The organism is Micromonospora sp. IBSANI012 (assembly GCF_052814045.1).
The window spans coordinates 6,071,850-6,093,276 of record NZ_CP199933.1; the positions used below are offsets into that span (position 1 = coordinate 6,071,850).

Here is a 21,427-nt window from a genome sequence, read left to right on the forward strand (position 1 = left end):
CGGGAGGCGAGCTGAGCCGAACCGGTCAGCCCTCGGCGAGGACCCGCTGCGCGGTCGCGTGGGTGGCGGCGCCGAAGAGCACCAACCGGGCCTCGGTGACGTGCGCCGGGGTGGCGGCGCGCAGCACGTTCAGCGCCTGGCGCACGGCGTCGTCGACCAGCCAGCCGTAGACGCCGGCCGAGATCAGCGGGAACGCCACCGTGGCGGCGCCCAGCTCGTCGGCGGTCCGCAGGCTGTTGGCGTAGCAGTCGCGCAGCAGCGCCGAACGGTCCTCGGTGGCCGAGAAGACGGGCCCGACGGTGTGCACCACCCAGCGGGCGGGCAGGTTCCCGGCGGTGGTGGCGACCGCCTGCCCGGTGGGCAGACCCCGACCGTACCGGGAGGCGCGCAGGGCACGGCACTCCGCCAGGATCTCCGGGCCGCCCCGGCGGTGGATCGCGCCGTCCACTCCCCCGCCGCCGAGCAGGGACGAGTTGGCGGCGTTGACAACCACGTCGACCTGCTGCGCGGTGATGTCGCCCTCGACGAGGGTGATCTCCATGTCAGCTCTCCTCGACGGGTTGACCGAGCGACCGGCGGGTGAGCAGGGTGGCCCCGGCGACGGCGGCCGGCATGACCAGCACCGCGCCCAGCGGGATCAGGAAGCAGAGGAAGACCGCCACGCCGAAGCCGAGCGTGGTGGGCCGGTCGGCCTTCAGGATCGACCGGCGGTCGGGCAGCCGCAGCCCGCGCCGGGAGAACGGCGCCCCCACCAGTTCGACGGCGAGCAGCCAGCCACCCACCGCCGCCCCGATCACCGGCACCACCGTCTGGCCGACCACCGGGATGAACCCGGCGGCGAAGAGCGGGATGCCGAACAGCACCGACAGCCCGACCAGCCGCAGCGAGTCGACGAGGCTGCGCCGCAGCGATCCCCAGAACGGCACCTCCACCGCGCCCGGGGTGCCACCGAGGCGCTCCTCCACCCGCTCGGAGATCTTCTCGTAGAACGGGTCACCGATGACCAGGGTGACCGCGGTGAAGCTGACCACCGCCAGCAGCCCGCCCAGCCCGAGGAAGGCCAACCCGGCGATCACCCGGACCAGGCTGCGCGCGGTGGTCGACCAGTCGTCGGCGAACGGGGTGACCAGCGCGGCCAGGTCGTCCACGAAGTACACCAGGGCGGCGAAGGCGGACAGGAAGACCGCACCGGAGATCAGCGCCGGCACGATGCCGAGCAGCATCAGCCCCGGGCTGCGGACGTAGAGGCCGAGGCCGCGCAGGAGCAGCCCGACGCCGGAGAAAAACCGACCGACAGCGCCGGTGACCGGCGCGGCGATGCTGGGTGCGTTCACGAGCGGAGAGCCTAGTGGTCACCGGCACCCCCCGCGTCCGGGCAGGATGGTCGGGTGCGCGCGTCCCGACTGATCTCCCTGGTGCTGCTGTTGCAGTCCCGCGAGACGATGACCGCCGCCGAACTGGCCCGCGAGCTGGAGGTGTCCGAGCGGACGGTCTACCGGGACGTGCTGGCGCTCTCCGCCGCCGGAGTGCCGGTCTACGCCGACCGGGGCCGGGCCGGCGGCTACCGCCTCCTCGGCGGCTACCGGACCCGGCTGACCGGCCTGACCCGGGACGAGGCGGAGGCGCTCTTCCTCTCCGGCCTGCCCGGGCCGGCCGGCGAGATGGGGCTGGCGGACGCGGTGGCGGCCGCCGAGCTGAAGGTGCTCGCCGCGCTGCCGCCGAGCCTGCGGGACGCCCCCGCCCGCGCCGGGCAGCGGTTCCACCTGGACGTGCCGGGCTGGTTCCGGGAGTCCGCGCCGCCACCGTGGCTGGCCGAGTTGGCCCGGGCGGTCTGGCGGGACCGGGTGGTCGAGCTGCGCTACCGGCGCGGCGACCGCGAGGTCGGCCGGCGGGTCGAGCCGTACGGGCTGGTGCTCAAGAGCGGGGTCTGGTACCTGGTCGCCCGGGTCGGCGACGCCATGCGCACCTACCGGGTGGACCGGGTGGTCGCCGTCCAGGCGGGCGAGGAGACCTTCGCCCGGGACGAGGGCTTCGACCTGGGCGGCCACTGGCGGGAGCAGGCGGAGGCGTTCCTGCGGAGCATGCTGCGCGCCGAGATCACCGTCCGGCTCAGTGCGGCCGGCCTGCGCGCGCTGCGCTGGGTCGCGGAGGCGCCTTTCGCGTACGAGGAGGCGACGGCCGCCGCCGGCGAGCCCGACGGGCAGGGGTGGCGGGTCACCCGGCTGCCCGTCGAGTCCGTCGAGGTGGCGTACCACCTGGTGCTGCGGCTCGGGCCCGAGGTGGAGGTGCTCGACCCGCCCGAGCTGCGGGCCCGGCTGGCCGGGGCCGCGGCCCGGCTCGCCGCCCTGTACGACGAGTCAGGCCGCCCCGGTCAGCGGTAGCCGGTGACGTCCGCCGGTTTGCCGGCGTCGACCACCTCGACGATGTAGCGGAACCCCTGCGGCTGGCTGCCGTCGAGGTCGGTGAAGCCGTACACCTTCGCCAGGCTGCCGCTGTCGACGGACTTCCCGTTCCACCGGGCCCGGTCCGGGTCGGCGGCCAGCGCGGCCACCGCGCGCCCGACGAAGGCCGGGGTCTCGGAGATGAGGAAGTGCGGGTCCTTGGCGGCGCCGTCGCGCCAGTTCTCCTCGGTCACCCCGAAGTGCTCCAGCATCGACTCGGAGCGGATCCAGCCGGGGGTGAGCGCGACGGCGCTGCAGCCGTGCGGCTCCAGCTCGTGGGACTGGGTGAAGGCGAGCCGGTTCACCGACGTCTTCGCCAGGTCGTAGAAGACCGAGAGCCGGTAGTGGATGTCGTTGTACTCGCGGGTGCCGTCGCCGACCTCGACCACCAGGCCGCCGGGCCGGCGGATCAGCAGCGGCAGTGCGTAGTGGCTGGTGATGATGTGGGTGTCCACCGCCAGCCGCAGCGTGCGGAAGCCGGCCTCCAGCGGCTGCTCCCAGACCGGCTTCTCCCAGGTGATCAGCGGATCGCTGCCCCAGATGTCGTTGACCAGCACGTCGAGCCGGCCCTGCTCGGCGTCGATCCGGGCCACCAGGTCGCGGACCTGATCGGGCACCAGGTGGTCGACCCGTACCCCGATGCCGGTGCCACCGGCGGCGGTGACCAGCTCGGCGGTCTCCTCGATGGTCTCCGGCCGGTCCATCTCCGAGCGGCCGGCGCGGCTGCTGCGGCCGGTGGCGTAGACGGTCGCCCCGGCCGCGCCGAGCTGGATGGCGATCTGCCGGCCGGCGCCCCGGGTCGCCCCGGCGACCAGCGCGACCTTCCCTGTCAGCGGTGTCGTCGTCATGCCGTCGAGCCTGGCACCGATACCTGACAGCCGAAGTCCGGTTTTGCGACCCGGGTCGCGTCGGTCATGCTCACCGGCATGCACCTGCTGCTCTCCGGGATCGTCGGCTCGGTCGCGTACGGGCTGGCCGGGCCCGGCTCGGACACCGACCGGATCGGGGTCTTCGCCGCGCCCACGGTGGCCTTCCACGGCCTGCACCCGCCCCGGGAGTCGGTGGTCACCACCGACCCGGACGTCACCCTGCACGAGGCCGGCAAGTACGCGAAGCTGGCGCTGAGCGGCAACCCGACCGCCACCGAGCTGATGTGGCTGCCGGACGACTGCTACGAGACCCGCACGGAGTTCGGCGAGCGGCTGATCGCCATCCGGTCGGCGTTCCTCAGCGCGCCCCGGGTCCGCGACGCCTACCTCGGGTACGCCACGCAGCAGTTCCGCAAGCTCACCACCCGAGACTCGTCCGTGGGCGGGCGGCGGCGCTCGGCCAAGCACGCCCGGCACCTGGCCCGGCTGCTGCACCAGGGCCGGGTGCTCTACGCGACCGGCGTGCTGGAGATCCGGCTGGCCGACCCGGAGTGGTTCCGGGCCTTCGGCGAGCGGGTGGCCGGCGGCGCGCTGGACGAGGCGGAGGCGCTGGTCGCCGCGGCGCAGCGGGACTTCGACACCATCCGCACGCCGCTGCCGGAGCGGCCGGACGAGGCGACGGTGGAGGGTTGGCTGCTCGACGTGCGCGCCGCCCACCTGCCGCCGGCCGGCTGAGCGGTCACTGCACGTCGAACTCCATCTTCGTGGGTAGGCCCTTTACTGCCCGGCCGAAAACCGCTCGGCCGGCCGCCGGCCCCGCTGCTAAGCTCCGCCCGCGTCCTCGATCAGCGAAAGGGAGGTGAGCGCGATGTCGACCACGACTGTCATGTGCTCCCACCCGACGGCGAGGACGCCGAGGTCCTGAACCGGGAGCACGTCACCACCCGGAAGGATCCCATGACCGACCTGGTCATCCGCCCGATCACCGCGGGCGAGGAAAAGCTCTTCGACTCCCTGCCCGACCCCGCTCTCGTCGGCCGTGCCGCGTTCGGCGAGCGCTACCTCGACATGGCCGCAGCCGGCCAGTACCGCCCCGAATGGACCTGGGTCGCCCTGCGCGACGACGTCGTCGTGGCCCGCGCCGCCTGGTGGGGTGGGCCGGACGACGACCAGCCGCTGGCTCTCGACTGGTTCGACTTCACCGACACCGACGCGGCGGTGGAACTGCTCCGGACCGCACCGCTGCGGGCGGAGTACTCGCTCTCGCTGCCACCCGGCTGGCGCGACGATCCCGCCGTCCGGGCGCAGGCGCAGGCGCGGATCGACGCCGCCACGGCCGCCGGCATGTCGGTGCTGGTCGAGCGGTACCGGTACCGCTGGACCACCGGCTGTGGACTGCCCGACCGGCCGGGTCGGCTCACGTTCCGCCCCGAACCGGACGACGCCGTGATCCTCGACGTCCTCCGCCGCGTCGGCGAGGGCAGCCTGGACGCCCACAACCGCCACACCACCGCCACCTCGGGGCCGGACGCGGCGGCCCGGGAGGAACTGGACCTGCTGCTCTGGCTGCCGAGCCCGCGGGACTGGTGGCGACTGGCCTGGACCGCGAGCGGCGAGCTGGTCGGCATCATCGTGCCGGCCCGCAACCACACCGATCCGATCATCGGCTTCGTCGGCGTGGTCCCCGAGCAGCGCGGCCACGGCTACGCGTACGACCTGCTGGTCGAGGGGACGCACCTGCTGGTCGAGGGCGGCGCGACGGAGATCGTGGCCGCCACGGACCAGACCAACCACCCGATGGCCGCCATCTTCGCCCGCGCGGGCTACCCGATCGAACGGGAACGCGTGGACCTCGTCTGACCCGTCGTCCCCGGCACCGGTCCACCGGTGCCGGGGACACACCCCGCTCAGTCCGCCAGTCGGACGCGGACCCGGCGGTTGGCGCGGCCCTTGCTCTCCACCTTGACCACCTGCACCTTGCCGATCTGGGCGGTCGAGGCGACGTGGGTGCCGCCGTCGGCCTGCACGTCCAGCCCGACGATGTCGACGATCCGGACCTCCTGCTCGTCCGGCGGGATCAGGTTGGACTGGGTACGGATGATGTCCGGCAGGGCCAGCGCCTCGACCCGGGGCAGCACCCGCACGGCGACCGACCGGTCGGCGGCCACCTCGGCGTTGACCAGCTCCTCGATCCGGGTCTTGAAGTCCGGCGGCACCTCGGGCAGGTTGAAGTCCATCCTGGCCTCCCCCGGCTCCATGTTGCCGCCGGTGACCAGCGCGCCGAAGTCGCGGAACACGACGCCGCAGAGCACGTGCAGGCCGGAGTGGGTGCGCATCAGGCGGGTCCGCCGCTCGTCTTCCACCGCGCCGGTGACCGTGGTGCCGACCGGCGGCACCGGATCTCCCTCAGCCGGGATCAGGTAGAGGTCGTCACCCTTGCGGGTGCCGACGATCCGGGTCTGCACGCCCTGCCAGAGCAGCACGCCGTGGTCCGGCGGCTGGCCGCCGCCGCCCGGGTAGAACGCGGACCGGTCCAGCACGACGCCCTGCTCGTCGGCGGCGAGCACCGTGCACTCCCACTCCCGCAGGGTGGGGTCGGCGAGGTCGAGACGGTGGGTACGGCCGTGGTGTGTGACGCCCATGACAGCAGACGCTACCCGTTGAGGAACGTCGAGATCCGCTCCCGCAGGTCGGCGCGTTCGGTCCAGGCGAAACCCGGGCGGTCGTAGAGGTGCAGGGTGGCGTGCGGCAGCGCGGCGGCCAACTCCTCGGCGACGTGCGCCGGGTGCAGGTCGTCGCCGGCACAGCCGATCACCAGCGCCGGGGCGGTCACCGCGGCGAGTGCGGAGACGTCCCGCAGCGGGGCCTGCTCCGGCAGGTCGGCCAGCCCGGGGGCGAGCCCGTCACGGAGCAGCTGGTCGAGCCGCTGCCGCAGGTACGCCCAGCCCGCCGGGGTGTTGCGCACCGCCGCCGGCACCTCCAGCGAGACCACGTCGGCGACGGCCGAGGCGTCACCGTCGGCCACCGCGTCCAGCAGGTCGGTCAGCCGTTGCCGGGCGACCGGGCCGCGCGGGGCGTCGAGCACCGCGGGTAGGAAGAAGACCAGCTTCTCGAAGCGGTCGGGGCTTTCCAGCAGCAGCCGGCAGAGCGCCCCGGCCCCGAGGCTGGCTCCGAACGCCCGGGTGGCGCCACCGAGGTCGGCGACCGCCCGCAGGTCGCGGGCGAGGTCCAGGTAGCTCCACGGGCCGGGCGGCGCGTCGGAGCGCCCGTGCCCGCGGAACTGGAAGAAGATCTTGCGGCCGGTGACCGCGCTACCGAACGGGCGGGTGGTGGCGATGCCGTTGCCGAGCCCGTGCGCGAAGACGGTGGCCGGCTCACCGGCGCCGGTGACCAGCCGCTCCAGCCGTACGCCGTGCGGCGTGGTGACCAGCTCGGTCTCCGGCTCGGGCAGGGCCGGTCGGCCGGTACGCGGCGCGCCCGGGCCGGGCCCCCAGGTGCGGGGTCCGCCGTCGGGCGGCGGGGGCCAGCGGAAATCTCTCACCAGAACCCTTTGCCGTCGTGCAGGTCGCGCAGCCCGACCCGGACGTCGAGCAGGTAGATCAGGCCCGCCGCGATGCCGATCAGCCCGAAGATGCTGAGCGCGCCGAAGCCGAGCAGGGTGAGCACCAGACAGACCGCCAGGATGGCGATCCAGCCGCCCTTGGGCAGGGTGCCGATCGCCGGAAACGCGTCGGACCGCTGGGTGATCGCGTGCACCAGGGCGACACCCTGCACGATCAGCGCGAACACGAGCAGGATCCGGTCGATCACGAAGACGACATCGAAGACGAAGATCGGCGCGGCGATGGCCATGCCGGCCAGCATATGCCGACGACCCCGGAAACGTCCCACAGGACGCTTCCGGGGTCGTACCGGTTTGCGATGGTTACTCGGCGGCCGGACGGGTCCGCTTGGTGGCCTTCGGCAGCTTCGCCGACGGGGTGGCGGCCGGCTTGGCGGCCCGCGCCCGGGTGGTCTTCGCGGTGGCCGGCTTGGCCTCGACGACGTCGGCGACCTCGGCCGGGGTGGGGATCTCCGCCTCGACCGGGGCGGCGGTGGCGGCCGTCGCGACCTCGTCCTTCACCTCGGCCGGCAGGGTGGCGTCGGTCGCCTCGATGTCGGCGTTGACGGTGTCGGCGGCCCCCAGCACGCCGGCACCGACGACGCGCTCACCGCGGGCGATCAGCGCGCCGTACGCGGCCAGCGCGCGCTCCTGGGCGGCCTGCGCACCGACCAGCAGCACGGCGGCGTTGCGGGTGGCGGCCTCGCGCAGCTTGTCCAGGTCGAGGTCGGCCGGGACGGCCTTCTCGCGCAGACCGGTCGCCGTCAGGTTGGCGGTCTTGAAGGTCTCGGTGGCCTTCTGGCGCAGCTCGAAGCCGGTGACGACGGCCTTGCCGCCGATCTCGGTGACCACCTTGGTGCCGTCGGCGACGACCTTGGTGCCCAGCTCGCTCACCACGGTCGGGAGCTTGCGGAGCTGCTGGTACGCCAGCTCGCCGGCGCCGGCGGCGGCGTAGAGCGGGGCCGGAATGCGGTTGGTCTTCGGCTGGGTCATGACTTCTCCTCCTCGGCCGCTCCCGCGGCCTTGCTGTCGGCGGTGACGGGGGCGGGCGCGGGGCCCGCCTCGGTGACGGCGACCGATTCCAGGACGGCCTCGGTCGGGGTGCCGTCGGGGGTGGTGGGGCCGGTCGCGGCCGGCGTGGCGGTGGCGGCCGCTTCGGTCGGCTGGGCCGGTGCGCTGGGTTCCGCCGCCGGAGTGGTTTCCGGGCCGGCCGCGGCGGTCGCCTCGGCGAGCCGGACGTTCTCCCGGCGGAAGGTCTCGTAGATCTGGGTCAGCGACTGCTTCTGCGCCATCGTCAGGTCGGGGTCGACGGCGATCGCCGCGAGCACCCCCTGACCCTCCTTGTCGTCGAGCAGCCCGGCGCGCAGGTACATCGCCGGGGTGGAGACCCGCAGCGCGCTGGCGAGCTGCTGAAGCACCTCGGCGCTCGGCTTGCGCAGCCCACGCTCGATCTGACTCAGGTACGGGTTGCTCACCCCGGCCTGCTCGGCGAGCTGGCGCAGCGAGATCTTGGCGTTCCGGCGCAGGTCACGGATGAATCCGCCGACGTCGGGTAGATCCTTGGGTGCGGCCATGAGCCCAACGGTAGTCCGCGGTGCTAACTACAGCAAGCAAAGCGCTAGCCAGAGTTAGCAAGGTAACAATAGGCGGTTGCGGTCCCGGTGTCCGCTGGTAGCTTGCACGCGTGACGATGATCGACATCAACGGTGCCCGGCTCGCCTACGACGACCTGGGCAGCGGCAGCCCCGTGCTCCTGCTCCACGCCGGCATCGCGGACCGGCGGATGTGGCGGCACCTGGCGCCCGCTCTCGCCGAACGGCACCGGGTGATCGCGCTCGACCTGCGCGGCTACGGCGACTCCGAACTGCCGCCGGCGTCCTTCGCCCACCACGACGACGTGGTCGCGGTGCTGGACGCGCTGGGCATCGACCGGGCGGCCCTGGTCGGCTGCTCGTTCGGCGGTGCGGTGGCGATCGACACCGCGCTGGCGCACCCGAAACGGATCTCCGCCCTCGCGCTCTTCGACTCGGCCGTCGCCGGCAACCAGTGGTCCGAGGAGGCCGAGCAGCTCTGGGAGACGCTGGTCGGCGAGGTGGACCCGGAGGACTTCGCGGCGAGCGCGGCCGGCGAGGTGCGGTTCTGGGTGGTCGGCCCCGGCCGCCGCCCGGAGGACGTCGACCCGGGCCTGGTCGCCTTCGCCGAGGAGATGGACCAGCGGGCGCTCGCCGCCGAGCAGGCGCTCAGCGCGGTGGAGGTCGACGACCTCGACCCGCCGGCGATCGAGCGCCTCGGTGAGCTGCGGCTGCCGGTGCTGGTCACCGCCGGCGCGGCCGACGTCCCGGACATCTCCCGGCTCGCCGACCGGATCGCGGCCGAGGTGCCCGGCGCGGTGCGCCTGCCCGACGTGCCGGACGCCGCCCACCTGCTGCCGCTGGAGCGCCCGGAGGCGGTCGACGCCGCCCTGCGCGACTTCCTGCGCTGAGCGCGCCCGACCCGCCCGCACGGGCGTCGCCTGCGGGCTGTCCCGCCGGCGGGCGGCGGGTCCGCGAGGGCGTATTCCTGTCAGGCATATTCATGCCTGGCAGGAATGAAGCTCATCCGGGTGCACCGTCGGACCGACAGCACGGTCCGTAGCGACCCACCGCCGCGCGAACGCCGCAGCGGGTCAGCGGTCCTGGCCGCGCCTGACGCGACGCACCCCTCGCGTCAGGCGGCGGGGCGCGGACCGGGCGTCACCAGGCGGCCCGCACCACCCCGACCGGCAGGCCGCCGCCGAGCAGCGGCAGCTCGGCGTACTCGGTCAGCACCGCAGCGTCGACGCCGAGCCGGCGCAGCGCGGAGACCAGCACCGGCATCCGGGCCCGCGCGGCGCCGTCGTCGATCTTGAGGGCGACCGCGCCCACGCCGGGCACGGCCGCGGCGATCACGCCCTCCGCGCCCACCTTGGCCAACGCCCCGGGTACGCCCCGCATCAGCCGGGTGTCCTCGGCCCCGGTCCCGCCGACCAGCTCTGGGTACGCCCGCATCGCGTCGGACACGGTCCGCTCCACCGACCCCGGCTCGGCGGAGACCAGCCGCAGGTACGCCCCGGCCAGCCCGGTCAGCGATACGGCGAGCACCGGCGCGCCACAGCCGTCCACCCCGACGGCCGCCACCTCCTCGCCGGTGAACTCCTCGATGGTGGCGGTCAGCCGCTGCTGCAGGGGGTGCTCCGGCCGCCAGTAGCCGTCCAGCGGCCAGCCGGCCGCCACGCAGGTCAGCAGCATGCCGCTGTGCTTGCCGGAACAGTTCATCTGCACCCGGGTCGGCCCGCCGCCGGCGCGCAGCACCGCCTCCCGGGCCGCCTCGCCGACGGGCAGGTCGGGCGGGCAGTGCAGGGCCGAGCCGTCCAGCCCGGCCCGGGCCAGCAGCGCCGCCACCCGGGCCAGGTGGAACTCCTCGCCGGCGTGGCTGGCGGAGACCAGCGCCACGTCGGCCGGGTCGGTCAGCGGTAGGCCGGCGCGCAGCATCCCGATCGCCTGCATCGGCTTGCTCGCCGAGCGCGGGAAGATCGGCGAGGTGACGTCCCCCGCCCCGGCCACCGGTGCGCCACCGGCGTCGAGCACCATCACCGAGCCGCGGTGCACGCCCTCCACGAAGCCGGACCGGACCACCTCGACGAGCGGCACGCCGCCCTCGTACGTCTTTCCCACGAAGTGGACGGTACCGACGCCCCCGCAGGGCTCGGCAGCCGGGTGACCAGGGACGTCGGCGGTGGCCGTACAGGGGTGGGCGGCGGAGCCGGCCTTACAGGCCGAGCAGCGTACGGGCCTCGGCGGTGGTCAGCGGCGGACGCTGGGCGAGCTGGGCGAAACCGACCGCCCGGGCGACCAGCTGCATGTTGGACTCGACCGGCTGGCCCTTGGCGTAGGTGACCGTGTCCTCCATGCCGACCCGCAGGTGGCCGCCGGCCGAGAGCGAGGCCAGCAGCACCGGGATGGTGCTGCGCCCGATGCCGGTGGCCGAGAAGGTGGTGCCCGCCGGCAGGTCACGCAGCGCCTGGTGGGCAGCGACCAGCGCCTGGGTGGTGCCCGGCATGCCGCCCGGCACGCCCATCACGAAGTCGACGTGCACGTGGCCGCCGTGCGGCAGCCCGTACTTGCCGAGCAGCCGCTGCAGGGCGGTGAGGTGGCCCAGGTCGAAGATCTCGTACTCGGGGACGATGCCGCGCTCCTGCATCCGGGTGTGCAGGTCGACGATGAACTCCCACCGGTTGAGGAAGACGTCGTCGCCGAAGTTGAGCGTGCCCATGGTGCAGGAGGCCATGTCCGGCCCGGCGTCGAGCACGGCGAGCCGGGCGGACTCCGGGTCGGTCACCGCGCCGCCGGAGGAGAGCTGCACGATCAGGTCGGTGCTCTCCCGCAGCGCCGCCACGGTGTCCCGCAGCCGGCCCTGGTCCAGCGTCGGCCGCGCCTCGTCGTCGCGGATGTGGACGTGGATCACGGCGGCGCCGAGCGCCTCGCACTCCTTGGCGGTCAGCAGCAGCTCGTCGAGGGTCACCGGCAGCGCCGGCACCTCCGCCTTGGCCGACTCCGCGCCGGTGGGGGCAACCGTGATCAACGTCCCTGTGCTCATGCCGGGATCCTAGCCGCCCCGACCGGCTCCGGTCGACGGCCGGAGCCGGGCACGACGGAAGAATGGCGGGTCCACGCCCGGCGGGAAGGAAGACCTCCTGCAACGCGGGCGCGGGCCCGGCACCCTTACTCCCGGTCGATCGCCGCGGCGGTCTCCCCCACCAGCAGGTGGGCGTCGTCCCCCACGTTGCGCTTGACCACGGCGAGGGCGACCTGCCCCAGCTCGTAGTGGTGCACGGCGGTGCCGACGAAGCCGACCGCCCGGCCGTCCAGGATCACCGGCGTGCCGGCGGCCGGCGGCTGGTCGGTGGTCACCCCGTCCAGGTGCAGCAGTACGAGCCGGCGCGGCGGCTTGCCCAGGTTGTGCACCCGGGCCACCGTCTCCTGCCCCCGGTAGCAGCCCTTGTTCAGGTGCACCGCCGGGGCGATCAGACCCACCTCGGCGGGGATGGTCCGGTGGTCGGTGTCCACCCCCACCCGGGGCAGCCGGGCGGCCGCCCGCACCGCCTCGTACGCCCACAGCCCGGCCACCGGCACCCCGTTTCCGCGCAGCTCAGCCACGACCTGATCCATGGCGGGCCGGGGCACCAGCAGGTCCACGCCGAGCGGGCCCCGGCGGGCCCAGCCGCCGACGGGCAGCGGCCGCACGTCGTACACGACGGTGGGCCGGGACGGCAGCTCGTCGGAGCGGAACTTCGGACCCGGCACCGCGACCACGTCGGGGTCGGCCAGCCCGGTGACGCCGAGCGCCGCGACGGCCGCGACCGCCTCCGGACCGACCAGCGAGAGCAGCGCGTGGTCGGCGGTGGCGTCGCGCGGCTCGACCCGGCTGAAGAACCGCATCTTCTCCAGGTACGACAGCAGCCCCTCGGTGGCGCCCGGCTCGGTGTCGAGCCAGGTGGTCTCGCCGTCCTCGGCGACCATCGCGTGCTGCTCCACGTGCCCGTGCGGGCTGAGCACCAGCAGCTCGGTGCCCTGCCAGGGCTTCAGCGCGTTGAGGTGCTGGCTGGTCAGCGTGTGCAGCCAGCCGATCCGCTCCTCGCCGGGCACCGCGACCACCCCGCGGTGCGACCGGTCGACCAGGCCGACCCCGGTGGCCAGGGTGCGCTGCTCGCGCATCGGGTCCCCGTAGTGCGCGGCGACGCCCCGGACCCCGGCGGCGCGGTGCGCCGGCTCCGGCTGGTCGCGACTGGCCTCGTCGATGGCCTCGACGGCCACCGCTCCCGCAATGTCGATCATTTCGGTTCCCCGTCCTCGCAGTGGCCGCAGACGCCGAAGAGCGCCACGTGCCCGATGTCGACCCGGAACCCGCGCTCGGCCACGAGCTGGTCGGCGAGGGGACGGAGCAGCTCGGGATCCATCTCGTCGATCGCCCCGCACTCGCGGCAGACCAGGTGCACGTGCTGGTGCTCACCCGCCGCGTGATAGGTCGGCGACCCGTGCGACAGGTGGGTGTGGGTCACCAGCCCGAGCCGCTCCAGCAGCTCCAGGGTCCGGTAGATGGTGGTGATGTTGACGCCCGCGGCGACCTCCCGGACCGCCGTGTGCACCTGCTCCGGCGTGGCGTGCCCGAGGTCCAGCACGGCCTGGAGCACCAGCTGCCGCTGCGCCGTCAGCCGCAGCCCACGGGAGCGGAGCATTTCCGCGAGGGAGGATTCGGACACCGTCCGATCATAGTTCGGCCCCGGCCGGTCGTTCCGGCGCGGAAAGCTCCAGGCTCGCCGGGATGGCCCGGAAGGCGCGCGCGACCCGCTCGACGAGAGTCGGCAGCCCGCCCTGACCGCCGCCGTGCACCCAGGCCCGGGCGGCCAGGCGCCAGGCGGTGGTGGTGACCTCGGCGAGGACCTGGGGCCGGAGGTCCCCGGGCGGCAGCGCGAGCTTGCCGGCCAGCCGGTCGGTGATCCGCTGCTCGACCTCGGCGCGGTAGTGGGCGGCGTAGGCCAGCAGGGCGGGCGAGGTCAGCACGAGCCGCCGGGTGGCGACGTAGCGGTCCGCCCAGTCGGCCCCGAGCCCGGTGACCACCTCGCCCAGCAGGTCGCTCAGCTCGGTGAGCACGAGGCCGGACAGGGCGCGCCGCTCCAGGGCGGCCAGGTAGGCCGACCAGAGCTCCGCCTCCGCCTCGATGGCGGCGGCCTCCTTGGCCGGGAAGATCCGGAAGAAGCTGCTCCGGGACACCTCCACCGCGTCGACCAGCTCCTCCACCGTGGTGGCCTCGAAGCCCCGCTCGGTGAACAAGCGCAGCGCGGCATCGGCGAGCGCGCGCCGGGTCCGCAGCTTCTTGCGCTCCCGCAGCGGCAAGGCCCGGTCGGACGTCGAGGAGTCGGCGGTCATGGCCGCAATCTAGCCGCATCCCGATCGCGAAGAGACCCGACACCCTTAGAAACCCGTTGCCAAATGAAACTGCGTTTCAATATGCTCTGAGTATCGAAACCGTGGAGCGAACGAAGGAGCCACCGATGTCGACCAGTCCCACCCTCAACGGCCAGGTCGTCGGCTTGGCCCACTACGCCACCCGGGCGGTCCTCGAGCGCGAGCTGGCCCCGACCGGCACGTCCTTCCCGCAGGCCCTGGCCCTCAACGCCGTCGCCAACGCCGGCGGGACGCTCGACCGCTCCCGACTGGTCGACCGGATGACCAGCACCCTGAAGGTCGACGCGGCGGCGGTGCTGGCGACGATCGCCGAGTTGGCCGAGGCGGGCCTGGTGCGGGTGCTGCCCGCCGAGGAAGTTCAGGTGGGCCTGACCGACGCCGGCCGGGCCCGGCAGCGGCGGATCGCCGAGATCAGTGCCGGCATCGCCGGCCGGGTGTACGCGGACATCCCCGCCGCCGACCTGGCCGTCGCCGCCCGCGTGCTGACCCTGGTCACTGAGCGGGCCAACGCCGAACTGGCCGCCGCGCGGGGCTGACCCGGGCAGGCGAGCGCGACCCGGCGCCCCGGCCACTGTCTAGGCTCGACGGTCATGGAGGCAACCAGGGTCGCCGTGCTGGGCCGGGGCGTCGTACCCGATGGGCAGCCGGTGCTGCGCGGCGACGACCTCGGCGTGCTGCACGGCGACGGCCTCTTCGAGACCATGCACCTGCGGGGCGGGCGGCCCTGGCTGCGCGCGGCGCACCTGGCCCGGCTGCGGGCCGGCGCCGCCGCCGTGGAGGTGGCGCTGCCCGCCGAGGACGCCCTGGTCGAGCTGCTGGAGAGCGTGGCCGCCGGCTGGCCGGCGGAGGTGGAGGGGGCGCTGCGGCTGGTCTGCACCCGGGGCCCGGAGGGCGGTGGCCCGCCGACCGTCTACGCCACCCTGGGCGAGGTCCCGCCGTCCGCCCGACGGGCCCGGCTCGACGGTGTCGGCGTGGCCACCCTGCCCCTCGGGGTGGCCGCGGCGGCCCGGCCGGAGCTGGGCTGGCTCCCCACCGGCGTCAAGTCCACCTCGTACGGGGTGAGCAGCGCCGCCCGGCGCTGGGCCGCCCGCACCGGCGTGGACGACGTGCTCTGGATCTCCACGGACGGGTACGTGCTGGAGGGGCCGAGCGCGAACGTGGTGTGGCTGGAGGGCGGGACGCTCTGCACCGTCCCGGCCGCCGCGACGGGCATCCTTCCCGGCGCCACCTGCGCCTGGCTGCTCGCCCACGCCGGGGAGTTGGGCTTCGCCGCCGCCGAGCGGATGGCCACGCCGCAGCGGCTGGTCGAGGCCGACGGCGTCTGGTTCACCTCGTCGGTCCGCGGCCTGGCGGAGTTCCGCAGCCTCGACGCCACGCGCCTCCCCCGCTCCCCGCACACCCCGGCCCTCCAGGCCCTCCTGGCCCACCCCGTTCCCTGACCGCATCCCGGTTCGGGGACGCGGAGCTGTCGATCACCGCGGGTCCGGGGTGGGGAGTGCCGGAGGGTGGGTCAGCCGGCCACGCGGATGAGGCGGGCGGAGAGGTGCGGCGAGAGGGGGTGGCCCATGCCGGCCATCTCCTGGGCGTAGAGCAGCGCGCCCTCGACGATGCCGAAGAGTCGGGCGCCGGCGGTGACCTCCTTGGCGGTGGAGGTCCGCACGACCGCGTCGGTGGCGAACTCGATCTGGGTGCCGGTGCGCTTGCCGATGTAGAGCTCCATGATCCCGGTGGGGCTCATCATCAGCGCCTCCAGTTCGTCGGTGGCCCGGTCGCCACTGAGCACCGGACGCCACCAGCCGACCTCACGCCCGGCGGGCCGCACCGGCCGGCTCTGCTCGTCGAGGATCCACGCCCGCGACTCGTAGAGCAGGAACGGCCGGCCGTCGTGGCTGATCCGGATCTCCTGGGCGAAGTCGAAGTCCTCGATGGTGGGGAAGCCGCCCCGGCCGCGCCCCCGCCACACCCCGACGTACGGCAGCAGGCCGTCGAGCGCCGGGTGCAGCTTCGGGCCGACCCGCAGGTCGTGGCTCTCCTCGTACGGGTACTCCTCGACCGGCGGCGCGTTCAGCCACGGCGGCTGCAGCGGGTTCTCGTCCGACGGGTTCGCGCTCACCGGTTACCTCCGCTTTCCTTCGTTCGCGACTGCGGGGCTCGCAAACCCGGCTCACTCCTCGCGCTCACCGGGCCATCTCCGTTCGCGACTGCGGGGCTCGCAGACCCGGCTCACTCCTCGCGCTCACCGGGCCATCTCCGTTCGCGACTGCGGGGCTCGCAAACCCGGCTCACTCCTCGCGCTCACCAACGTCCTCTCGAAATGCGTACGGCAAGGTAGACCAGGCCACCGGCGAGCGCGCCGAGGCCCGCGACCAGCAGGCTGACGAACCCGATCTCGGTAACCATCATGGTCATCCTATGCTGGGCGTCATGGCCCGCACTCTCGTCGTCAAGGCCACCGCCGGTGCGGACGCACCGGAGCGGTGCGCCCAGGCCTTCACGGTCGCCGCCACCGCCGCCGCAGCCGGGGTGGAGGTGTCGCTCTGGCTGACCGGCGAGTCGACCTGGTTCGCCCTCCCCGGTCGGGCGGAGCAGTTCGAGCTGCCGCACTCGGCGCCCCTGGCCGAACTGCTGCACGTCATCCTCACCACCGGCCGGGTCACCGCCTGCACCCAGTGCGCCGCCCGGCGGGACATCGGCCCGGGCGACGTGCTGCCCGGCGTACGCATCGCGGGCGCGGCCGTCTTCGTCGAGGAGGCGATGACGGAAGGGGCCCAGGCACTGGTCTATTGACCGACCCGGACGTCCTGTCCGATCTGCGTGGAGTACCAATACCGTCCCGACTTGTCGGTTCACTGCCTACCATTCGGATGTGAACGAGGCGATAGAGGAGTTCTTCGCATCGCTGCCGGCGCGCGCCCCGGCGGTGCTGCGCACCCCGTTCACCGGGACGATCCAGATCGACCTCACCACCGACAACCGCACCGACCACTGGCTGGTCCAGATGAGCCCCGGCAAAGTCATCGTCAACCGGGCCCGCGGCCCCGCGGACGCCATCTGGAACAGCAGCGCGGACCTCTTCGAGCGGTTGGTCACCGGCCGGGCCGAGGCCGTATCCGCGGTCCTGCGCAATGAGTGCACCTTCGGGGGCAACTCCGCGCTCTTTCTCGCCTTCCGCCGGTTCCTCCCCGACCCGCCCGGGGCCCGGGATCCCCGGGACACCGCCCGTGAGCAGGTCGGCCGGTCGGGATGAGGCAGTTGGTCAGCATCCTCGACGGCAACACCTTCGTCGTCTGCGACCGCCGCGGCGACATCGAGCCGTCGTTCGACTTCCCCACCGGGCTCTTCTCGTTCGACACCCGCTTCCTCTCCACCTGGCTGCTGACCCTCGACGAGGAGCGGCTGCACGCCCTGTCGATCGACGACTCGCAGTCCTACCGGACGCGGTACTTCCTGGTCCCCGGCGAGCCGACGCACTACCTCGACGCCAAGGTGTCGGTGATCCGCAGGCGGGCCATCGGCGGCAGCCTCGGCGAGGAACTCACCGTGCTCAACCACTCCGAGCGGGAGATGCGGTTCAACCTCCGGCTGGAGATGGGCTCCGACTTCGCCGACCTCTTCGAGATCAAACACAAGCGGACCAAGGTGGGCCGGACCATCGCCACGGTCGCCGAGAACGAACTGCGGCTGACCTACCGGCGGGAGGCGTTCCACCGGGAGACCGTGATCACCAGCACCGCCCCCGCCGAGGTGGACCAGGGCGGGATGACCTGGACGATCCTCGTCGGCCCGCACGCCGAGTGGAGTACCCGGCTGCACGTGGCGGCGTTGATCTACGGCGCCCGCGGGGAGGACTTCCGCGCGACCACCCCGGTGCGCGGCAGCCGCGGCCCCGCCGCCATCCTGGCGGAGCAGCAGGAGCTGGTCGACAGCGCGCCCAAACTGGGCTGCGACTGCGAGCCGCTGGCCACCGCGTACCGGCAGAGCCTCACCGACCTCGCCTCGCTGCGCTACGAGTCGATCACCCTCGGCGCACGGCTGATGGCGGCGGGTCTGCCCTGGTTCATGACCATCTTCGGCCGGGACAGCATCCTCACCTCGCTCCAGGCGCTGCCGTTCCTGCCCGAGCTGATACCGCCGACCATCATGCTGCTGGCCGGGTTGCAGGGTCACCGCCTGGACGACTTCCGCGACGAGGAGCCGGGCAAGATCCTGCACGAGCTGCGCTACGGCGAGACGGCCGGCTTCGAGGAGCAGCCGCACTCGCCCTACTACGGTTCCGCCGACTCCACCCCGCTCTTCGTGATCCTGCTCGACGAGTACGAGCGGTGGACCGGCGACGCCGACCTGGTGCGGAAGCTGGAGTTCCCGGTCCGGGCGGCGCTGGCGTGGATCGACAGCTACGGCGACCTGCTCGGCACGGGCTACCTCTGGTACCGCACCCGCAACCCGGACACGGGCCTGCAGAACCAGTGCTGGAAGGACTCGTGGGACTCGATCTCCTACTCCGACGGCCGGCTGCCGGGCTTCCCTCGGGCCACCTGTGAGCTCCAGGGGTACGCGTACGACGCGAAGCTGCGCGGCGCCCGGATGGCCCGGCAGTTCTGGAACGACCCCGCCTACGCCGAGCGGCTGGAACGCGAGGCCGCCGACCTCAAGGAGCGCTTCAACCGGGACTTCTGGATCCCCGAGCGCGAGTACTTCGCGCTCGCCCTCGACCCGGAGGGGCGGCACGTGGACGCGCTCTCCTCCAACATCGGGCACCTGCTGTGGAGCGGCATCGTGGAGGAGCCCCGGGCCGAGCGGATCGCCCGACACCTGCTCGACCCCCGGCTCTTCTCCGGCTGGGGGGTACGCACGCTCGCCAGCGACCAGGGGCGGTACAACCCGGTCGGCTACCACGTCGGGACGGTCTGGCCGTTCGACAACGCCTTCATCGCCTGGGGCCTCGCCCGGTACGGCTTCCGCGAGGAGGCCGGACGCATCTGCGAGAGCATGCTCAGCGCCTCCCGGTACTTCAACGGACGGCTCCCGGAGGCGTTCGCCGGCTACGACCGCCAGCTCACCGAGTACCCGGTGCAGTACCCCACGGCGTGCAGTCCGCAGGCCTGGTCGGCGGGGACGCCCCTGCTGCTGCTGCGGGTGATGCTCGGGCTGGAACCCCAGGGCGAGCACCTGATCATCGACCCGGCGGTGCCGAAGGGCATGGGCCGGGTGGAGCTGCTCGACATCCCCGGCCGGTGGGGCCTGGTGGACGCCCTCGGCCGCAGCCGCACCCCGCACGACAGCCGGCACGACCGCTGACCGCGCCGGCACCCACGTGGAAGAGCAGCGCCGACCGGGCCGCCGAGGGGGATCAGCAGCCGGTGGAGGCGGAGACCCGGACCTGCTCGCCGGTCGCGTCGGCCAGGACGACGGCCGTGCCGCGCCGGTAGGCGTACACCTCGGGGGTGTCGACCACCGCGCCGCCGGCGGCCAGCGGCTTCAGCCCCGCCAGCGATGCCGGCGCGGAACCGGCGGCGACCCAGGCGGTCCTGGCGAGCCCGCCGCCGGGGCAGGGCGCGACGACCTGTTCCGGGGTGCCCGCCGGGCGGTCGAGCGCGCGCAGCGCCTCGTCCAGGGCCGGCTCGCCGTCGTAGCCGGGAAGGAGCGTCCCGTATTCGACGTCGTCCGGGCGGCAGCCGCTGTCCACGGTCAGCCGGACCCGGCCGGGGGTGACCACCCGGCCGTGCACCGCGACGAACTCACCGGCGTCGGCCCGCAGCCGGGGACCGTCGGAGCCGAGGTGGACGCCGGCGCGCCAGTCCGCCGGGAGCCGTCCGGCGACCGCCTCCAGCAGCGCCCGTTCCCCGCCCTCGGCCGCCACCACGTCCAGGTCCCGGGCCAGCGACGCGCCGTCGTCCATCGGGGTGACCCGACAGCCCCGGTCGAACCGGGGCGCGGCCAACCGCCAGGCCCCGTCTCCGGTGGCGGCGACGAGGCGGCCGACCGCCCGGTCGACCACCGGTACGGCCAGGGAGAGGCTGCGCTGCTCGCGCACGGTCGGCGGGTCGTGCCGCACGGACCACCAGGTCAGCGCGCCCAGCAGCACCGCCCAGAGCACGGTGGCCGCCAGCAGCCAGCGCGGCCACCCTCGGGTGGGCGCCGGCTCGGTAGGACCACTCGGCGGGGCCCACCCCGCCTGGACAGCACCGCTCACCCGCCCATCGTGTCACGCGCCCGCCGTCGGGCCGGCCGCCCCCTGCGACGGAGGCCGGGCAGACGACCGGGGCCGGTCACCCCGGGTGGGGTGACCGGCCCCGGGCCGATCAGAGCGTGGGTCAGGCGACGGTCACGGAGACCTCGTTGATGCCCCGTCCGGCGGTCACGGCGGTGTCGCCGTTGCCGTGCCGGGACAGCGCCCGCAGCGTCCAGCTGCCCGGCGCGGCGAAGAACCGGAACTGCCCGCCCGGGGAGGTGACCACCTCGGCGGTGAACTCACCGGTCGAGTCGAGCAGCCGGACGTACGCGCCCGGCACGATCTCGCCCGCGTCGGAGCGGACGACACCGGTGATGACGGTTTCCTTCTCCAGGTCCAGGCTGGCCGGCAGCGGCGCGGCCTGGTCAGGAGCGGCGCAACCCGCGGCGGTAGGGGCGGTGGGAGCAGTCATCTCAGGCCTCCCCAGGAGTGTCGCCGAGCGCCACCGGCACGCCGACCAGCGAGCCGTACTCGACCCACGAGCCGTCGTAGTTCTTCACGTTCTGGTGGCCGAGCAGTTCCTTGAGCACGAACCAGGTGTGCGAGGAGCGCTCACCGATCCGGCAGTACGCGATGACGTCCTTGCTGTCGTCCAGCCCCGCGGCGGCGTAGATCGAACGCAGCTGGTCGTCGGACTTGAAGGTGCCGTCCTCGTTGGCCGCCTTGGACCAGGGGACGTTGACCGCGGTGGGGACGTGGCCGGCCCGCTGTGCCTGCTCCTGAGGCAGGTGGGCCGGGGCGAGCAGCCGACCGCCGTACTCGTCGGGGGAGCGCACGTCGACCAGGTTCCTGCTGCCGATCGCCGCGACGACCTCGTCCCGGAAGGCGCGGATCGAGCTGTCCTGCTCCTGGGCCACGTACCGGGTGGCCGGGCGGGAGACGGCGTCGGTGACCAGCGGGCGACCGTCCAGCTCCCACTTCTTGCGACCGCCGTCGATCAGCTTCACGTTCCGGTGGCCGTAGAGCGTGAAGTACCAGTACGCGTACGCGGCGAACCAGTTGTTGTTGCCGCCGTACAGGATGACGGTGTCGTCGTTGCTGATGCCCCGCTCGGAGAGCAGCGCCTCGAACTGGGCCTTGTTGACGAAATCCCGGCGCACCGGGTCCTGAAGGTCGTTCTTCCAGTCGAGCTTGATCGCGCCGGCGAGGTGGCCGGTGTCGTAGGCCGAGGTGTCCTCGTCGACCTCGACGAAGACGACGCCCGGGGCGTCGATGTTCTTCTCGGCCCACTCGGCCGAGACGAGTGCGGTGTCGCGACTCATCGAATCACTCCCTGGTGAGGATGGATGGTGAGCCTGCGC

27 protein-coding genes are annotated in these 21,427 nt (G+C 73.6%); 9 read left to right on the forward strand and 18 right to left on the reverse strand.

What is annotated here, in order from left to right:
* Positions 1-25 precede the first annotated feature (25 nt).
* Positions 26-541, reverse strand: coding sequence for an O-acetyl-ADP-ribose deacetylase (locus ACTWM8_RS28095; protein WP_446211568.1), 516 nt, complete (start codon positions 539-541; stop codon positions 26-28).
* A 1-nt stretch (position 542) separates the two neighbouring features.
* On the reverse strand, positions 543-1,334 hold the full coding sequence (locus tag ACTWM8_RS28100; RefSeq protein ID WP_446211569.1) for an EI24 domain-containing protein: 792 nt from the start codon (positions 1,332-1,334) through the stop codon (positions 543-545).
* Positions 1,335-1,388: 54 nt separating this feature from the next.
* Between ACTWM8_RS28100 and ACTWM8_RS28105 the strand changes: the two genes are divergently transcribed.
* On the forward strand, positions 1,389-2,381 hold the full coding sequence (locus ACTWM8_RS28105) for a helix-turn-helix transcriptional regulator (protein ID WP_446211570.1): 993 nt from the start codon (positions 1,389-1,391) through the stop codon (positions 2,379-2,381).
* Here the strand turns inward: ACTWM8_RS28105 and ACTWM8_RS28110 are convergent.
* Positions 2,372-3,289, reverse strand: a complete 918-nt coding sequence (locus ACTWM8_RS28110; protein WP_446211571.1) for an SDR family oxidoreductase — start codon at positions 3,287-3,289, stop codon at positions 2,372-2,374. The two genes, ACTWM8_RS28105 and ACTWM8_RS28110, sit on opposite strands and share 10 nt — an antisense overlap.
* A gap of 78 nt (positions 3,290-3,367) precedes the next feature.
* On the opposite strand from ACTWM8_RS28110, the gene ACTWM8_RS28115 reads away from it, so the two are divergent.
* A complete protein-coding gene (locus ACTWM8_RS28115; protein ID WP_446214703.1) occupies positions 3,368-4,045 on the forward strand; it encodes a nucleotidyltransferase domain-containing protein in 678 nt (225 codons plus the stop codon).
* 222 nt (positions 4,046-4,267) lie between these two features.
* A complete protein-coding gene (locus tag ACTWM8_RS28120; RefSeq protein ID WP_446211572.1) occupies positions 4,268-5,170 on the forward strand; it encodes a GNAT family N-acetyltransferase in 903 nt (300 codons plus the stop codon).
* Positions 5,171-5,217: 47 nt separating this feature from the next.
* On the opposite strand, the gene ACTWM8_RS28125 is transcribed toward ACTWM8_RS28120, so the two are convergent.
* From ACTWM8_RS28125 to ACTWM8_RS28145, 5 genes are all read right to left on the reverse strand, one after another.
* Positions 5,218-5,952, reverse strand: coding sequence for an alanyl-tRNA editing protein (locus ACTWM8_RS28125; RefSeq protein ID WP_377605708.1), 735 nt, complete (start codon positions 5,950-5,952; stop codon positions 5,218-5,220).
* A gap of 11 nt (positions 5,953-5,963) precedes the next feature.
* On the reverse strand, positions 5,964-6,851 hold the full coding sequence (locus tag ACTWM8_RS28130) for an alpha/beta fold hydrolase (RefSeq protein WP_446211573.1): 888 nt from the start codon (positions 6,849-6,851) through the stop codon (positions 5,964-5,966).
* Positions 6,848-7,162 (reverse strand): DUF2516 family protein, encoded by a 315-nt coding sequence (locus ACTWM8_RS28135; protein WP_154941624.1) that lies wholly within the window; start codon positions 7,160-7,162, stop codon positions 6,848-6,850. The genes ACTWM8_RS28130 and ACTWM8_RS28135 overlap by 4 nt, the downstream gene beginning before the upstream one ends.
* Positions 7,163-7,235: 73 nt before the next feature.
* The gene (locus tag ACTWM8_RS28140; RefSeq protein ID WP_446211574.1) at positions 7,236-7,904 is read right to left on the reverse strand and encodes a hypothetical protein; all 669 of its coding nucleotides are present in this window, start codon (positions 7,902-7,904) and stop codon (positions 7,236-7,238) included.
* Positions 7,901-8,485: a helix-turn-helix domain-containing protein gene (locus ACTWM8_RS28145; protein WP_446211575.1), complete on the reverse strand. Its 585-nt coding sequence runs from the start codon at positions 8,483-8,485 to the stop codon at positions 7,901-7,903. Before ACTWM8_RS28145 ends, ACTWM8_RS28140 begins: the two co-directional genes overlap by 4 nt.
* 116 nt (positions 8,486-8,601) lie before the next feature.
* On the opposite strand from ACTWM8_RS28145, the gene ACTWM8_RS28150 reads away from it, so the two are divergent.
* Positions 8,602-9,393 carry an alpha/beta fold hydrolase gene (locus ACTWM8_RS28150; RefSeq protein ID WP_446214704.1) on the forward strand — a complete coding sequence of 264 codons (792 nt, stop codon included), beginning with the start codon at positions 8,602-8,604 and terminating at the stop codon, positions 9,391-9,393.
* 250 nt (positions 9,394-9,643) lie between these two features.
* Here the strand turns inward: ACTWM8_RS28150 and ACTWM8_RS28155 are convergent, their stop codons facing one another.
* The 5 genes from ACTWM8_RS28155 to ACTWM8_RS28175 all read right to left on the reverse strand — a co-directional run bounded on the left by ACTWM8_RS28155 (position 9,644) and on the right by ACTWM8_RS28175 (position 13,855).
* Positions 9,644-10,603 (reverse strand): asparaginase, encoded by a 960-nt coding sequence (locus tag ACTWM8_RS28155; protein ID WP_446211576.1) that lies wholly within the window; start codon positions 10,601-10,603, stop codon positions 9,644-9,646.
* Between the two features lie 94 nt (positions 10,604-10,697).
* Entirely contained in the window at positions 10,698-11,525 is an 828-nt protein-coding gene (locus ACTWM8_RS28160) for a 3-keto-5-aminohexanoate cleavage protein (RefSeq protein ID WP_210773660.1), read from the reverse strand.
* Between the two features lie 125 nt (positions 11,526-11,650).
* Complete coding sequence (gene ygfZ / locus ACTWM8_RS28165; RefSeq protein WP_446211577.1) at positions 11,651-12,763, reverse strand: CAF17-like 4Fe-4S cluster assembly/insertion protein YgfZ; 1,113 nt, start codon at positions 12,761-12,763, stop codon at positions 11,651-11,653.
* Positions 12,760-13,164 (reverse strand): Fur family transcriptional regulator, encoded by a 405-nt coding sequence (locus ACTWM8_RS28170; protein WP_088960086.1) that lies wholly within the window; start codon positions 13,162-13,164, stop codon positions 12,760-12,762. Before ACTWM8_RS28170 ends, ygfZ begins: the two co-directional genes overlap by 4 nt.
* 31 nt (positions 13,165-13,195) lie before the next feature.
* On the reverse strand, positions 13,196-13,855 hold the full coding sequence (locus ACTWM8_RS28175) for a TetR family transcriptional regulator (protein WP_446211578.1): 660 nt from the start codon (positions 13,853-13,855) through the stop codon (positions 13,196-13,198).
* A gap of 125 nt (positions 13,856-13,980) precedes the next feature.
* On the opposite strand from ACTWM8_RS28175, the gene ACTWM8_RS28180 reads away from it, so the two are divergent.
* Complete coding sequence (locus ACTWM8_RS28180; RefSeq protein ID WP_446211579.1) at positions 13,981-14,430, forward strand: hypothetical protein; 450 nt, start codon at positions 13,981-13,983, stop codon at positions 14,428-14,430.
* Positions 14,431-14,484: 54 nt separating this feature from the next.
* Positions 14,485-15,333 (forward strand): aminotransferase class IV, encoded by an 849-nt coding sequence (locus ACTWM8_RS28185; RefSeq protein ID WP_446211580.1) that lies wholly within the window; start codon positions 14,485-14,487, stop codon positions 15,331-15,333.
* Between the two features lie 71 nt (positions 15,334-15,404).
* Here ACTWM8_RS28185 and ACTWM8_RS28190 read toward each other — a convergent pair whose 3' ends face one another.
* Together ACTWM8_RS28190 and mtfM are read right to left on the reverse strand one after the other, a co-directional pair.
* Positions 15,405-16,007 carry an FABP family protein gene (locus ACTWM8_RS28190; RefSeq protein ID WP_334571364.1) on the reverse strand — a complete coding sequence of 201 codons (603 nt, stop codon included), beginning with the start codon at positions 16,005-16,007 and terminating at the stop codon, positions 15,405-15,407.
* Between the two features lie 182 nt (positions 16,008-16,189).
* Positions 16,190-16,294, reverse strand: coding sequence for a small membrane protein MtfM (gene mtfM / locus ACTWM8_RS28195; RefSeq protein WP_267897534.1), 105 nt, complete (start codon positions 16,292-16,294; stop codon positions 16,190-16,192).
* 12 nt (positions 16,295-16,306) lie between these two features.
* On the opposite strand from mtfM, the gene ACTWM8_RS28200 reads away from it, so the two are divergent.
* The 3 genes from ACTWM8_RS28200 to ACTWM8_RS28210 all read left to right on the forward strand — a co-directional run bounded on the left by ACTWM8_RS28200 (position 16,307) and on the right by ACTWM8_RS28210 (position 19,192).
* A complete protein-coding gene (locus tag ACTWM8_RS28200; protein ID WP_238448256.1) occupies positions 16,307-16,681 on the forward strand; it encodes a DsrE family protein in 375 nt (124 codons plus the stop codon).
* Between the two features lie 79 nt (positions 16,682-16,760).
* The gene (locus ACTWM8_RS28205) at positions 16,761-17,141 is read left to right on the forward strand and encodes an SCP2 sterol-binding domain-containing protein (protein ID WP_446211581.1); all 381 of its coding nucleotides are present in this window, start codon (positions 16,761-16,763) and stop codon (positions 17,139-17,141) included.
* Positions 17,138-19,192 (forward strand): amylo-alpha-1,6-glucosidase, encoded by a 2,055-nt coding sequence (locus ACTWM8_RS28210; RefSeq protein ID WP_446211582.1) that lies wholly within the window; start codon positions 17,138-17,140, stop codon positions 19,190-19,192. The genes ACTWM8_RS28205 and ACTWM8_RS28210 overlap by 4 nt, the downstream gene beginning before the upstream one ends.
* A gap of 52 nt (positions 19,193-19,244) precedes the next feature.
* Here the strand turns inward: ACTWM8_RS28210 and ACTWM8_RS28215 are convergent, their stop codons facing one another.
* The 3 genes from ACTWM8_RS28215 to ACTWM8_RS28225 form a co-directional block, all read right to left on the reverse strand.
* Positions 19,245-20,087 carry a hypothetical protein gene (locus tag ACTWM8_RS28215; protein ID WP_446211583.1) on the reverse strand — a complete coding sequence of 281 codons (843 nt, stop codon included), beginning with the start codon at positions 20,085-20,087 and terminating at the stop codon, positions 19,245-19,247.
* Positions 20,088-20,208: 121 nt separating this feature from the next.
* The gene (locus ACTWM8_RS28220) at positions 20,209-20,538 is read right to left on the reverse strand and encodes a DUF1416 domain-containing protein (RefSeq protein WP_446211584.1); all 330 of its coding nucleotides are present in this window, start codon (positions 20,536-20,538) and stop codon (positions 20,209-20,211) included.
* 1 nt (position 20,539) lies between these two features.
* The gene (locus ACTWM8_RS28225; protein ID WP_446211585.1) at positions 20,540-21,388 is read right to left on the reverse strand and encodes a sulfurtransferase; all 849 of its coding nucleotides are present in this window, start codon (positions 21,386-21,388) and stop codon (positions 20,540-20,542) included.
* Positions 21,389-21,427 lie beyond the last annotated feature (39 nt).

Excerpts from the sequence above, each read along its gene's own strand:
- ACTWM8_RS28200 (WP_238448256.1), top strand. The coding sequence starts at position 16,307 with ATGCTGGGCGTCATGGCCCGCACTCTCGTCGTCAAGGCCACCGCCGGT.
- ACTWM8_RS28135 (WP_154941624.1), bottom strand. The coding sequence starts at position 7,162 with ATGGCCATCGCCGCGCCGATCTTCGTCTTCGATGTCGTCTTCGTGATC.
- ACTWM8_RS28175 (WP_446211578.1), bottom strand. The coding sequence starts at position 13,855 with ATGACCGCCGACTCCTCGACGTCCGACCGGGCCTTGCCGCTGCGGGAG.
- ACTWM8_RS28170 (WP_088960086.1), bottom strand. The coding sequence starts at position 13,164 with ATGCTCCGCTCCCGTGGGCTGCGGCTGACGGCGCAGCGGCAGCTGGTG.
- ACTWM8_RS28220 (WP_446211584.1), bottom strand. The coding sequence starts at position 20,538 with ATGACTGCTCCCACCGCCCCTACCGCCGCGGGTTGCGCCGCTCCTGAC.
- ACTWM8_RS28225 (WP_446211585.1), bottom strand. The coding sequence starts at position 21,388 with ATGAGTCGCGACACCGCACTCGTCTCGGCCGAGTGGGCCGAGAAGAAC.
- ACTWM8_RS28150 (WP_446214704.1), top strand. The coding sequence starts at position 8,602 with ATGATCGACATCAACGGTGCCCGGCTCGCCTACGACGACCTGGGCAGC.
- ACTWM8_RS28110 (WP_446211571.1), bottom strand. The coding sequence starts at position 3,289 with ATGACGACGACACCGCTGACAGGGAAGGTCGCGCTGGTCGCCGGGGCG.
- ACTWM8_RS28180 (WP_446211579.1), top strand. The coding sequence starts at position 13,981 with ATGTCGACCAGTCCCACCCTCAACGGCCAGGTCGTCGGCTTGGCCCAC.
- ACTWM8_RS28185 (WP_446211580.1), top strand. The coding sequence starts at position 14,485 with ATGGAGGCAACCAGGGTCGCCGTGCTGGGCCGGGGCGTCGTACCCGAT.
- ACTWM8_RS28125 (WP_377605708.1), bottom strand. The coding sequence starts at position 5,952 with ATGGGCGTCACACACCACGGCCGTACCCACCGTCTCGACCTCGCCGAC.
- ACTWM8_RS28210 (WP_446211582.1), top strand. The coding sequence starts at position 17,138 with ATGAGGCAGTTGGTCAGCATCCTCGACGGCAACACCTTCGTCGTCTGC.
- ACTWM8_RS28140 (WP_446211574.1), bottom strand. The coding sequence starts at position 7,904 with ATGACCCAGCCGAAGACCAACCGCATTCCGGCCCCGCTCTACGCCGCC.
- ACTWM8_RS28120 (WP_446211572.1), top strand. The coding sequence starts at position 4,268 with ATGACCGACCTGGTCATCCGCCCGATCACCGCGGGCGAGGAAAAGCTC.
- ACTWM8_RS28115 (WP_446214703.1), top strand. The coding sequence starts at position 3,368 with ATGCACCTGCTGCTCTCCGGGATCGTCGGCTCGGTCGCGTACGGGCTG.
- ygfZ (WP_446211577.1), bottom strand. The coding sequence starts at position 12,763 with ATGATCGACATTGCGGGAGCGGTGGCCGTCGAGGCCATCGACGAGGCC.
- mtfM (WP_267897534.1), bottom strand. The coding sequence starts at position 16,294 with ATGGTTACCGAGATCGGGTTCGTCAGCCTGCTGGTCGCGGGCCTCGGC.
- ACTWM8_RS28095 (WP_446211568.1), bottom strand. The coding sequence starts at position 541 with ATGGAGATCACCCTCGTCGAGGGCGACATCACCGCGCAGCAGGTCGAC.
- ACTWM8_RS28145 (WP_446211575.1), bottom strand. The coding sequence starts at position 8,485 with ATGGCCGCACCCAAGGATCTACCCGACGTCGGCGGATTCATCCGTGAC.
- ACTWM8_RS28160 (WP_210773660.1), bottom strand. The coding sequence starts at position 11,525 with ATGAGCACAGGGACGTTGATCACGGTTGCCCCCACCGGCGCGGAGTCG.